The organism is Amycolatopsis lexingtonensis, assembly GCF_014873755.1.
Lineage (GTDB): Bacteria > Actinomycetota > Actinomycetes > Mycobacteriales > Pseudonocardiaceae > Amycolatopsis > Amycolatopsis lexingtonensis.
Map to the genome: position 1 here is coordinate 10397682 of NZ_JADBEG010000001.1, position 12149 is coordinate 10409830.

10 protein-coding genes are annotated in these 12149 nt (G+C 71.0%); 3 read left to right on the forward strand and 7 right to left on the reverse strand.

What is annotated here, in order from left to right:
- The first annotated feature begins 195 nt into the window (after window positions 1–195).
- From H4696_RS47865 to H4696_RS47875, 3 genes are all read left to right on the forward strand, one after another.
- Window positions 196–657 carry a hypothetical protein gene (locus H4696_RS47865; protein WP_225440284.1) on the forward strand — a complete coding sequence of 154 codons (462 nt, stop codon included), beginning with the start codon at window positions 196–198 and terminating at the stop codon, window positions 655–657.
- A 142-nt stretch (window positions 658–799) separates the two neighbouring features.
- A complete protein-coding gene (locus H4696_RS47870; protein ID WP_211299727.1) occupies window positions 800–3082 on the forward strand; it encodes an ATP-binding protein in 2283 nt (760 codons plus the stop codon).
- Between the two features lie 172 nt (window positions 3083–3254).
- Complete coding sequence (locus H4696_RS47875; RefSeq protein ID WP_158104343.1) at window positions 3255–4937, forward strand: post-COAP-1 domain-containing protein; 1683 nt, start codon at window positions 3255–3257, stop codon at window positions 4935–4937.
- 51 nt (window positions 4938–4988) lie between these two features.
- Here the strand turns inward: H4696_RS47875 and H4696_RS47880 are convergent, their stop codons facing one another.
- From H4696_RS47880 to H4696_RS47910, 7 genes are all read right to left on the reverse strand, one after another.
- On the reverse strand, window positions 4989–5804 hold the full coding sequence (locus H4696_RS47880) for a hypothetical protein (protein ID WP_192782940.1): 816 nt from the start codon (window positions 5802–5804) through the stop codon (window positions 4989–4991).
- On the reverse strand, window positions 5801–6430 hold the full coding sequence (locus H4696_RS47885; RefSeq protein ID WP_086861076.1) for a hypothetical protein: 630 nt from the start codon (window positions 6428–6430) through the stop codon (window positions 5801–5803). Before H4696_RS47885 ends, H4696_RS47880 begins: the two co-directional genes overlap by 4 nt.
- A 48-nt stretch (window positions 6431–6478) precedes the next feature.
- Window positions 6479–7441, reverse strand: coding sequence for a hypothetical protein (locus tag H4696_RS47890; protein WP_249027024.1), 963 nt, complete (start codon window positions 7439–7441; stop codon window positions 6479–6481).
- 285 nt (window positions 7442–7726) lie between these two features.
- Window positions 7727–8317, reverse strand: coding sequence for a GTP-binding protein (locus H4696_RS47895; protein WP_192782941.1), 591 nt, complete (start codon window positions 8315–8317; stop codon window positions 7727–7729).
- Window positions 8298–8669, reverse strand: a complete 372-nt coding sequence (locus H4696_RS47900) for a DUF742 domain-containing protein (protein WP_086861078.1) — start codon at window positions 8667–8669, stop codon at window positions 8298–8300. Before H4696_RS47900 ends, H4696_RS47895 begins: the two co-directional genes overlap by 20 nt.
- Complete coding sequence (locus H4696_RS47905; RefSeq protein WP_086861080.1) at window positions 8666–9091, reverse strand: roadblock/LC7 domain-containing protein; 426 nt, start codon at window positions 9089–9091, stop codon at window positions 8666–8668. Before H4696_RS47905 ends, H4696_RS47900 begins: the two co-directional genes overlap by 4 nt.
- Window positions 9092–9144: 53 nt before the next feature.
- Window positions 9145–11559 (reverse strand): sensor histidine kinase, encoded by a 2415-nt coding sequence (locus H4696_RS47910; RefSeq protein ID WP_086861082.1) that lies wholly within the window; start codon window positions 11557–11559, stop codon window positions 9145–9147.
- Between the last annotated feature and the right edge of the window lie 590 nt (window positions 11560–12149).

Below are 12149 nucleotides of genomic sequence, written 5' to 3' on the forward strand. Positions count from 1 at the left end.
CACCACCACTGAGTGGGCTCCAAAGCCTACTCGCCGCGCGCCGCGGTGGCGACCGCCGCGACTGCGGGAAGTAGCCCGGCGGGTGCGTTCGGTGATCCGGACAGGTATGGAGTCGGGTACTTGTACGGGTGTGGTGCGTGGTGCGTCCGGAGCAGTCTCGACGTGCCGCAGAAGTCCGCAGGAGGTTCGGAACCCATGGTGCACGGCCGGCCGCGTCCCCTCCTCCGGGTCGTCACCCCCTCGGACGTCCCGGAGGCGCGGCCGGCCCCCTCTCCCGGCCGCGGCCGGGACCGCTACGCCGACCTCCCCGACCGGCGGCTGGCCGCGATCCTGGCCGCCGAGGACACCGCCGAGGAGCACGGCCTCAGCCCGCACACCCGCAGCACCTGCTACGTGCACCGGTGCTGGACCCACCAGTGCGTCGGCGACCCGCTGCACGTCCTGATCGCCACCGGGCACCGGTGGTGCCGCCGCTGCGAATGCCCGGTCGACGTGGCCGTCGACGAAACCCCGCCCGGCGCGGTGCACCTGTTCTGCCCGCGCTGCGGTCAGGCAGGCTCGGCGGCGAACCGCGACGTCCGCCAGGCCTGCCGGACGAGCCTGGCCGCGATGCACGGCGGCGACGCGCCGACGTTGTACGGAATCCCCGACGCCTGACGCCCGTGCCGCGTTGCAACCTCCGAGGGACGCCCGCGTGTTCGCATTGACCGGTGCGTGGCGTCCTCCTTACGGTTCACGGGTGGGCAAGGCCGGCACGGGGTGCGAGAGGGGCAACCTGCCTGCGGACACCACGAGTTTCGTGGGACGCAAGGCCGACGTCGCCGAGGTCAAGCAGCTGCTGACGCGGGCGCGGCTGGTCACGCTGACCGGCGTGGGCGGGGTCGGCAAGACCCGGCTCGCCGTGCAGACCGCCGCCGGGCTGTCCCGCGCGTTCCCCGACGGCGTCTGGCTGGTCGAACTCGCCGGGCTGCAGGACCCGGCCCTCGTGGCGCACACCGTGCTCGAGGCGCTGGGCGTGCACGACGAAACCGGCCGGAACCCGGCGAACGTGCTCGCCGAGCACCTGCGGGAGCGCCGGACGCTGGTGGTGCTGGACAACTGCGAGCACCTCCTCGACGCCTGCGCCGTGCTGGCCCACGACCTGCTGCGGGCCGCGCCCGGGCTCCGGCTGCTCGCGACCAGCCGGGAACGGCTCGCGCTGGTGGGGGAGCACCTGTGGCCGGTCTCGCCGCTGCCGGTGCCGGAACCGGGCCGCCCGCTGGCCGGCGGGGCGTGGCTGCGCTACCCGGCGCTGACGCTGTTCGCCGAACGCGCGGCCGCGGTCGACCCGGCGTTCGCGGTCACGGCGGAGAACCAGGACCGCGTCGGCTCGATCTGCCGCCTGCTCGCCGGGATCCCGCTGGCGATCGAGCTGGCCGCGGTCCGGCTGCGGGTGCTGACGCTGGCGGAGCTGGAAGCCGGGCTGGACGACTGCTTCGGGCTGCCGCGCACGGTGAAGCGCGGCGGTGAGCCGCGGCACCAGACGCTGCGCGCCGCCGTCGAATGGAGCTTCGCGCTGTGCTCCCCGGCCGAACGGCACCTGTGGGCGCGGGCGTCGGTGTTCCCAGGCGGCTTCGACCTGGCGGCCGCCGAGCGCGTCTGCGCCGGCGACGGGCTGCCCGCCGCCGAACTGCGGCACCGGCTCGCCGGGCTCGTGGAGAAGTCGGTGCTCATCCGCGAGGCCGACGGCGACCGGCAGCGGTTCCGGCTGCTGGAACCGCTGCGGCAGTTCGGCCGCGAAAAGCTGACCGGGTCCGGCGAGACGGCGCCGGTGCTGCGCCGGATGCGGGACTACTACCTCGACGTCGCCGAGCGGAGCGAACGGGCGTGGTTCGGTCCGGAGCAGGCGGACATCTTCCGGCGGACCCGCCTCGAGCACGCGAACCTGCGGGCCGCACTGGACTACAGCCTGACGGAGCCGGGCGAACTCCGGACCGGTCTCCGGCTGGCCTCGACGCTCTGGTTCTACTGGGCGGGCTGCGGGGTGTTCGGCGAAGGCCGCCACTGGCTCGACCGCGCGCTCACCCTCGCCGCCGAGCCGGACGAGGAACGGGCGAAGGCGTTGTGCGTCAACGGGTACATCGCGACGCTGCAGGGTGACAACGCCGCCGCGGTCGCGATGCTGGAGGAGTGCCGCGCCTACGCGAGGCGGACCGGCGACGAGGTCGCGCTGGCTTACGCGACGCACCGGCTCGGCTGCAACCTGCTGGTCGGCGACGACGTCGGCGACGCGAAGACGCTGTTCGAAGAGGCGCAGGCCCGCTACCGGCAGCTCGGCGAGCTCAACAGCAACGTGATGCTGGCCGGCATCGAGCTGGCGATCGCCTCGGTGTTCCTGGGCGACCTCGACCGCGCGGGCCGGCTGTGCGAAGAGGCGTGCGCGACCGGCGCCGAGCACGGCGAGCAGTGGGCGCACGCGTACGCGATCTACGCGCAGGCCCTGGTCGCGCTGGGCCGCGGCGACTTCGACCGGGCGGCCGAACACGGGCGGGACTGCCTGCGCGTGAAGAGCACGTTCCACGACCTGCTCGGGATCGTGCTGGCGATCGAGGCGCTGGCGTGGACCGAGGCCGCCCGCGAACGCTGGGAGCCGGCCGCGGTCATGCTGGGGTCGGCGCAGCCGATCTGGCAGACGGTCGGCTTCCCGATGTTCGGCTCGCGGTATTTCGGTGCCCCGCACGGCGAATGCGAAACGCGCACCAGGCGCGCGCTGGGCGACGGACCGTTCGAAGCGGCGGTGCGGCGCGGCCGCGAGTTCGGCCTGCGAGAGGCGATCGCCTACGCACTCGGGGACACGGGCCCGTCCCGCTCCGAGACGACGGACCCGGCGCGGCCGACGCCGTTGACGGACCGGGAAGGCGAAGTCGCGTTCCTGATCGCGGACGGCCGTTCGAACCAGGAGATCGCGGACCGGCTCGTCATTTCGCGGCGTACGGCGGAAGGCCACGTGAACCGGATCCTGCGGAAGCTGGGTTTCGATTCGCGAGCGCAGGTGGCCGCTTGGGCGGCCCGGAATCCGCAGGTGCCGACGCCGCAGTCGTGAGGGGGAAAGAATCCCGGTTCCCGTAACAAGGAACCGAGTGCGCGCGACCCTGCCTTGGCGCCGCGAAAACGCGGTGACGATCGGCAGCGCGACGGCTCGTCCCCGGCCTTCGACAGATCGGAAATCCTGGCGTGCCAGGGGAAGGGCTGTCATGGTACGGAAATTATCCGCGATGATCCGCGGTCCGGTGGTGGTTTTCTGCGTCGCCGCAGTGGCCGTTTTCGGGCTCGCGCCGGTGGCGTCGGCGACGGTGCTCTGGCCCGACGAACAAGCGATGATCACCACGAGCACCTACCGATCCACCTACGTCTACGACGTCGGTGCCGGCAATTCGATTTCCCACGAGCAATTCGCGCAGCCCGCGGTCACCGAGTTCTACGGCGCGCAGGCGGGCTTCGACCGGAACTTCATGCTCTGGGCGCCGATCGTCGCGATCGACCGGCCGCACGAAAACTGGAAGGCGTGCACCGGGAACACCGGGGGTCTCTGCCCAGCCGTCCGCGACGGCAACCAGCAGATCTACGACGAGATCGGCGCCGGCCAGATCCACGTCAAGTACTGGAACGGCGCGTTCATCGGGGTCGCCTGCGGCAACTGGAACCACGGCGGTGCCGGTCCGGTCCCGGTGCTCAGCGGGACGAAGTACGAGGACGTCAACGGCGACGGCGTCCGGCAAGCGGGCGAACCCGGGCTCGCCGGCTGGACGATCGACCTCTCCTACCACGGGGCGGTGGTCGCCACGACCGTCACGGAGGCCGGCGGCGCGTACTCCTTCTCCTTGGACGCCCAACGGTTCCCGATCGGTGCCGGGACCTACACCGTGGCCGAACGGTCGCAGCCCGGGTGGGTGCAGTCGCACGCGCCGGATCCCGTCACCGTCGGCTACGGGGTCGGGGAAGCGCACTTCGGCGGCAACGACTTCGGGAACTACCGGCCGGCGGCGATCGAAGGGCGGAAGTTCGACGACCACGGTGCCGACGGCAGCGGTGCCGGTGATCCCGGGCTGGCGAACTGGACCTTCGACCTCGACGGCGGGCCGAGCGCGGTGAGCGGGAGCGACGGGAAGTTCGGCTTCGCCGGGTTGCGGCCGGGTACCTACACCGTCCGCGAGCGGCAGCAGCCGGGGTGGCGGCGGACGACGCCGTCCTCGGGGAGCACGACCGTGACCGTGACCAGCGGGCAGGTCGCCGGCGGGGTCGACTTCGGCAACGTCTGCCTCGGTGCCATCGCGGTCACCGCGCCGGACGGGGTCGCGATCCGCGTCGACGAAGTGGACGTTCCGGGTGTGCTCGCGAACGATCCGCCGGCCCCGCGGACCGCGTCGGGGACCGCGACCGTGCCCGGGCTACTGCCCGGCACCTACCGGGTCACGCTGACCTTGCCCGACGGCGTCTTCACCACCGACCCGGACCTCACCTCGCTCGACGGGAAGTTCGCGGTCGTCAAGACGATCACGGTCGCCGAGTGCGGGACGAGCGCCGTAGCCCCGGCCTTCGTCACCTCGCAGCCGGGTAAGATCACCGGTGGTGTCCGGATCGCGGTGCCCGGTGGGTTCGCGACCGCCGGGTTCGAGTTCATGCAGCGCAAGGAAGGGCCGCGCGGGACGCTCGAGTTCAACGACCACGATCGCGGGATCGACATCCACACCTCGGACATCACCGGCATTTCGGTGTCCGGTCCGGACGCGTACGTGTTCGGCCACGCCGTCGTCGCCGGTGTGCCGTACGGGTTCCGGCTGCACCTCGTCGACGCGGGCGAACCGGGCACCGGTGACCGCTTCGAGCTGCTCCTGGCCAACGGCTACTCGGCCGGGACCGGCGGGACGATCGACGGCGGGAACGTCCAGATCCACTGACCGGCACCGGTGCCGTGCTGTCCGGTGTGGACGGCACGGCACCGGCTGTCGTCAGGCCAGGCGGTCGCCCCAGTTTTCGAACGCCGTCACCAGTTCGGCGGGCGCGCCGGTGTCGCGCAGGCGCTTCGTCTCCGCCTCGATGTAGTGGCGGTACAACGGAACCAGGCCCGCTAGCAGCTCCGGGCGGGCCTCCTCCGCTTCCAGCGGGTGGCCGGCCCGGACCCGCTCCGCCAGCTTCACCAGCGACGCCGACGGAGTGTCCGGCTGGGACAGGAACCACTCGATCGCTTCGTCGTTGTTCGCCGCGCGGCCGGTCGGAAGTGTTGCCGAATAAAGGAACCTGACCGGGAACAGCACCGCCTTCGTGAACCACACCTTGTCGGCCAGCAGGCGGCGGGGCTCGCGGAACTCGGCCGCCACCTCGTCGGTCGCCAGTACCGCGATCGCGAAAGCCGCGCTCTCCGACAACATCTCCGAAGCGGCCGGCCGGGCTACTTCGGCGAGGACGTCTTCGCCGACCAGGAGCACGCCGTGGTCGGCGAGCTGCAAGCGGTCCAGTGCCGGGAAGCGGCCGTCGTCGCGGCCTTCGCGCAGAGCCGGGAGGGAAGCCCAGAACACCGACAGCTTGCGGTGCACCGGGCTCCGCTCCTGCAGCTCGGCCGTCACCGGTGCGACCTGGTCGCCCTCGGAGACGTCGGTGAGGACGAGGGCCAGGTCGATGTCGCTGGCCGCCGCGGAATAGCCGCCGTAGGACAGGCTGCCGAGCAGGTACGCGCCGATCAGGCGCTCTCCCAACGCTTCCCGGTAGGCCTCGGCGGCTTCGGCGGCGATCGCGCGGGCCGCGTCGGCGGGATCAGGTGTGGTCATGCCGCCACCGTATCGCGGCGGGCGCATTCGGCGATGCGGTCGGAAACCACGCCGATCACCTGCCACGCCCGGTCGAGGACCGCGATCACCGCGTCGTCCGTCCAGTCCCCGCGCCGCCGCAGGAGTTCGTACCCCATCTCGAGGTGCTCGACGTCGGCTTCGTCGTGCAGCTCGAAGTATTCGTCCTCGGGGAACGCTTTCGTGCCCGCCTGGCTGAACACCAGGCTGCCGGCCTCGAGCGCCAGGTGCGCCAGTACCGCGCGCTGCACGCCGGGCAGGATCGCGAACTGGTCGACGAACCACGAGGCGCCCATTTCGATGACCGGGTCCCAGACCTGCTGCCGGTCCTCCGCGCGGCTGCGGGCGAGGATCTTGTCGTGCCCGACCTCTTCCTGCTGGTGCTCCAAGGCGAGCGCCCGCAGTTCCGGGTCGCTCTCGAAGCTGACCCGAGCGCTGATCATCCGCTGGAAGGCGTTCGACCACGGCTGCAGGTACGTGAGCACCGCTTTCCGGGTTTCCGGCGGCGTCGTCTCGTCGGACAGCAGGCGGATCAGGTCCGAGGACTCGTATTCCCGTTGCCGCTGCTCGTTGTGCCGGGCGACGCGCTCGACGTCCTGCTGGGTCACGATCGGCTCCTTACCTCGGTGCTGCGGGAGATCATCCTTCCGGGACCGCTAACCAAGATCAACAGGCGCGAGCGCCCGATCGTAGACGGGGAACCGGAAGTACGTGGTCACGTCGCCGCGGCGGCCCGCTGTGCGGTAGCTCACCAGCTCCAGCACGCGCGTACCGGGCAGCGGTCCCGGTGCCAGTGCGGCGGTGAGGAGGCGGAAGCGACCGGGGTCGACGCCTTCGCGGTGCAGCAGTTCCGCCGTGCGCTCAACGGCTTCTTCGTCACTGGACGTGAGATCGGGCAGCCGCAGGTACGTCGTCGCTTCCGCGGCCCGGTCCACCCCGGACCGGAACGCGAGGCAGCTCAGGGCGGCTTCACCGGCGTCGGGCCGGTCGCCGGCCAGCGTGCGGTACGCGGCCGCCGCGGCGGTGGCGTCGTGGCTCAGCGCCACCGAAGCGACGTCGTTGACCTCGGCGAGACCGGCGCCGTGGTTGCGGTAGTAGACCTTGACCCTGGCTTCGGCTTCGTCGGCCAGGTCGACCGCGAAGAACTCGATTTCCCTTTCCCCGCCGACGGTTTCGACGCGGCGGCGGGTGTCGTCCCAGGCCACGCCCATGCCGAGCCGGTCCATTGCCTCCGCGACAGCGGCTTCGCGGTGCGCGTGCGGCCACTCGTAGAGCCCGAAGTAGGTCTTGTGGACGATCCTCGACGGCGGGCGCCAGGCGATCGAATGCCACACCGGCGCGGGAGCCGGGCGGCCCGCCCGCGGGGTGAACGTCTCGTGGACGCGGTCCAGCCGGCGGGTGACGAGCCCGCCGTCCCCCGGCCAGACGACGTCGTGGCCGAGGCTGTCGAACAGAATGCGCAGTTCGGGGTCGCCGCCGGACCAGTTCACCGACATCTCGGCCGGGAACCCGTCGTCCGCTACATAGGACGGGTGCGCGGGCACGAGCCCGATCCGATCGTGCGCCCAGCGGGGGAGCGCGGCGCGCAGCGCCCTGGTCGTCCGGACGGACTGTTCCACCGGCACCCCGAGCGCTTCACCGGCGGTAGCCCAGAGCCCGCACAGAAAGTCACCGAAGAGACGGCCCCGTGCTGGATAGTTTTCCCTTATATATTCAGGAAAGTCCGGCACTCGACTGATCACGAACGGATGCTATCAGTTGGATGCTTGCTCAACTAAAAAGCTGCACCCGGGTGGTGCAACCAATTGCGCCATGTGGGTACGCCGGTGTCCGCCGCGGACACGGAGGGACACATCGGACACCGGCGAGTCCGCACTGGACACCGAACGGACAACGCGCAGGTCTCAGACCCGCGCGGGCACAACGGTCATCGCGTGCTTCACCAACCGGATCAACGCGAGCTTGCTGGAATCCCTGTCACGCGCATCACACATGACGATCGGCACGCGGTCCGGGACCACGAGGGCCTCGCGGACCTCGTCGGCGGTGTAGCGCGGCGCGTTGTCGAAGCAGTTCACCGCGACGACGAACGGGATCTTCCGGCGCTCGAAGAAGTCGATGGCGGCGAAGCTGGTCTCCAGCCGCCGGGTGTCGACCAGCACGACCGTCCCGATCGCCCCGCGCGCCAGGTCGTCCCACATGAACCAGAAGCGCGCCTGCCCCGGCGTCCCGAACAGGTACAGCACGTGCCGCGGCGAGATCGTGATCCGGCCGAAGTCGAGCGCGACCGTCGTGGTGGTCTTGCGTTCCACACCGGACAGGTCGTCGATCCCGGCGCTCGCCTCGGTGAGCACCTCTTCGGTCGTCAGCGGCGGGATCTCGCTGACCGAACCGACCATCGTGGTCTTCCCGGCGCCGAACCCGCCGGCGACGATGATCTTGACCGGCGTCGGGACCAGGTCGGCCCCGGTGCCGTCAGTACTTGATGAGGCCATCGAGAACCGCCTGGAGTGTTTCGAGGTCCGGCGACTGCGCCGGGTGGTGGGTGGGGGAGCGCGTGATCACGAGACCGCGTTCGATCAGGTCGCCGACGAGCACGCGCACGACCCCCAGCGGGATCTTCACGTACACCGCGATCTCGGCGACCGAAACCGGGTGGCGGCACAGCTGCACGATCGCCACGTGCTCCGGGCCCAGCCCGACCGGCTCCTGCTCCGAGCGCAGCGTCATCACCTGCGTCGACAGGTCCAGCCGCGCGGAGTCGGCCGGCGTCCGGCCGCTCGTGATCGTGTACGGCCGGACCAGCGGCCCGGCGGCCTCGTCGTACCAGCCGTCGTCCGAGCTCACGTGGCCTCCCGCAGGACGTGCGCCGCTTCGCGCGGCGCGGACGCCATGTAGTCGCCGACCCGTTTCACCAGGCGGCTCATCTCGTACGCGATCATCTCGACGTCGACGTTGTCCGCGGCCAGCACGGCGAGGCAGGCACCCTGGCCCGCCGCCGAGACGAACAGGTAGCCGCGCTCCATCTCGATCATGTTCTGCAGCACCGGGCCGCGGTTGAACTGCTTGCTCACCCCCTTGGCGAGGCTCTGCAAGCTGGAGGCGATGGCCGAGAGCTGGTCCGAGTCGTCCTTGCTCATGCCCGCCGACTTGCCGATGAGCAGCCCGTCGGCGGACAGCACGATCGCGTTCTGCGCGCCGACCACGCGGCTCACCACGTCGTCGAGCAGCCAGTTGAGATCGGGTTTGGGGTTCCCGTACTCGTTCATTCGACGTCAGACCCTGACTTTCCTGTGTGGACTTTCCGTTGTGTGGTCGGGAACTACGCTTCGTCCGGCCCGCGGCCGCGGCGAGTGCCCTTGTGGAACGCCGCCAGCGTGCGCGCGGTGCCTTCGCCGGGCGCCACGACGTCGTCGTCGCTGTCGTCCGGTTCGGCCTCGAGCTGGGCGACGAGGTTCTGCTGGGGCTCACGCCGGGGCAGCCGGGGCCGGTCGTCGGCCGGGCGCGGCGCGGCGGCGGCGGTCTCAGCGGCGGGCGCCGGCTGCGGCTCCGGCTCCGGCACCGCGGCCGGCACCGAGGGCAGGGCTTCGGGCGGGGTGAGCGCCCGCGCCGGGTACGGCCTCGGCTTGGTCTCTCGCTTCATCGGGATCTGGCCGGTGAACGAGCTGGGTGAGTCCATGGAACCGAGCGAGCTTTCTGCGGCCCGCCCGGCGGGGGCGCCCACCGGGGCGAGGACCGCGGTCGTTTCCGCCGGGGAGCTGCCGGGCTCGCCGGTCCCGGCGGTGTCCTCACCCGCCAGGTGCTGGCCCGGGATGAGCACGGTGGCGCGGAGGCCGCCGTAGCGGGACGGGTCGAAGGTGACGGTGATGCCGAGCCGGGCCGCCAGCCGCGCGACCACGAACAGGCCCAGGCTGGAGTCGGCCCGCAGCGCCATCGCGTCGAACTCGGGCGCCTCCGCCATCATCGAGTTCGCCCACTCGCGGACGCCGTCCTTCATCCCGAGGCCCTGGTCCGACACGTCGACGACGACGCCGCGCGCGACCATGCGGCTGGTCACCTCGACCGGCGAGCCGGGCGGCGAGAACGACGTCGCGTTGTCGACCAGCTCGGCGATCAGGTGGATGGTGTCGGCCACCGCGGCGCCGACGATGGCGACGTCGGCGACCTGCTCCACCTGGACCCGCGCGTACTGCTCGGTCTCCGAGACGGCCGCGCGCAGGACCTCCATCAGCGCGACCGGCTTGCGCCAGCGGCGGCCGGGCTGCTTGCCGCCCAGGATGATCAGGTTCTCGGTGGTCCGGCGGGCGCGGGCGGCGAGGTGGTCGAGCTGGAACAGCGACGCCAGCTGCGTCGAGTCGTCTTCCCGCGCTTCCATCTCGTCGAGGATCTGCAGCTGCTGGTGCACCAGGACCTGGTTCCGGTGCGCGATGCCGAGGAACACGTTGTGCACGCCGCTGCGGGCCTTCGCCTCGCTCGCCGCGGCGTTGACGGCGGTCAGCTGGGCGGTGTTGAACGCCTCCGCCACCTGCCCGATCTCGTCGCGGCCGTGGTCGAGCTGCGGCAGCTCTTCTTTGAGGTCGACGGACTCGCCGTTCTTCAGCCGCTCCACGATGTTCGGCAGCCGGTTGCGGGCGAGGTCGAGCGAGTCGTTGCGCAGCCGCGCGAGGCGCGTCATCAGCGCGCGGTCGACGAGCGAGCGCGACACCCGCACGGCGACGATGATCGCCGCCAGCGACGCGAGCAGGGCCAGGATGCTGCCGATGATGACGTTGCGCAGCTGGGCGTCACCGGAGTCGATCGCGGCCGCGGAAACCTTGTCCGCCTGGGTGATGGCCAGGTCGTTGAGGCCCTGGGCGACCTGGGTGGTCGCGTTCAGCCAGTCCGTTTCGGACACCGGCACCGTGTTCTGCTCGCTGGGCGACCACGGTCCGTGCTTGACGATCGCCTGCTCGGCGGTGGCCAGCTGCTGCCAGGCGGTGCTCTTGGCCAGCGCCCGGTACCGGTCGCGGACGGTGTCGTCGAGGAACGGCTCGATCTGCGCCAGCCGCGCGCGGTAGGTCCCGGACAGCTGCGCGAACTGGACGAAGTCGTCGGGGGCGAAGGTGCCGGCCGAGAAGGCCGTCGACACGAGCGACGTCTCGCGCGACATCGCGTCACCGGCGCGGAAGACCGAGGTCGCGGTGATGCCGCCGGTCGCGGCTTCGGCGTCCGGCACGATGCGGGCCTGGGTGTCGAACAGGTTCGACGCCGTGTCCATCACGCCGTTGTAGTAGTTGTTGACCTGCGCGCGGTCGATGCTGCGGAAGCTGATCTGCGAGCGCAGCACGGGCAGCTGGTCGAACTGGGACTTCAGCGCGTTGACCTTGGACGCGATCTCGTCCGGCGCGGTGGAGATCGTCGCGGCGAACGCGTTCTGCAGGGTGCCGAGCTTCTCGTCGGTGACCTTCTGCTGCGCCTGCAGCCGGCCGGGGCCCAGCGCGGGGTCGTCGAGGTACTGCAGCGCGCTCTGGCGTTCCTTCTGGAACTCGGCCAGCGCGGTGGCCGCGGGGATGGACACCTCACGGACCGAAGCGGCGACCAGCCGGACGTAAACGCCGTTGAAGAGGAAGTACGAAGAGACCGCGATCCACAGCACCAGCAGTGTGACGCTGGGAATGAGAACGGTCCTGGTCAGCCTTTTGCGGATCGACTTGTCGTACGGCTTGTCCGACTCGTCGTTGGCGTCTTTGTTCAGCACGGCGGTTCACGAACTCCTGAGTGACGGTCGGCGAGGAAAGGGGACCCGGACGAGGAAGCGGACACGACGATGGGACACAGGGGCCGCCGTCACCCGTCTTCGCCTCACCCTCCGTGTTGCCGCGGAATCGATCAGGGTCCGTTTTTTACCACGAACCAGGGAAGCTCGGTGGTGCTGACCCGGCTGGCGGACGGTTGTCCGGCGGGGCGCGAACGGTGTTTACCGAGTGCGTCGGCGCGGTTACCCGCGTTTCCTCTGGTAACGGCTTCGCGGCGGTATTCGCCGTCTTGCACACTGGGCCGAACGGGTGAATGTGGATTCGGCCGATCCGGCGGACGGGTTGTTCGTGTTGCCGGAAAGAAGGGGCAGCGGTATTGCCTCCGCGCACCCCGGTGCGGCCGCGGTCCGGGCTTGATGATCTTGGCCACAGGAGGCCGTCACGGCGTGTCGCGAGCGCCGGGTCAGGGGTCGCCGGGTTCCGCGCGGAGTTCGGGAAGCGGCCGCCAGGGTCCCGCCGCCGGCCACCCGCACGGTCGCCGTGCCCCACTGGTCCAGCCGGGTCCTTGCGGCGTCAAGTCCGCGTCGTGGCC

What these genes read in the sequence shown, in the direction of transcription:
- H4696_RS47875 (WP_158104343.1), top strand. Translation starts at nt 3,255, where the DNA reads ATGATCCGCGGTCCGGTGGTGGTTTTCTGCGTCGCCGCAGTGGCCGTT.
- H4696_RS47905 (WP_086861080.1), bottom strand. Translation starts at nt 9,091, where the DNA reads ATGAACGAGTACGGGAACCCCAAACCCGATCTCAACTGGCTGCTCGAC.
- H4696_RS47880 (WP_192782940.1), bottom strand. Translation starts at nt 5,804, where the DNA reads ATGACCACACCTGATCCCGCCGACGCGGCCCGCGCGATCGCCGCCGAA.
- H4696_RS47895 (WP_192782941.1), bottom strand. Translation starts at nt 8,317, where the DNA reads ATGGCCTCATCAAGTACTGACGGCACCGGGGCCGACCTGGTCCCGACG.
- H4696_RS47865 (WP_225440284.1), top strand. Translation starts at nt 196, where the DNA reads ATGGTGCACGGCCGGCCGCGTCCCCTCCTCCGGGTCGTCACCCCCTCG.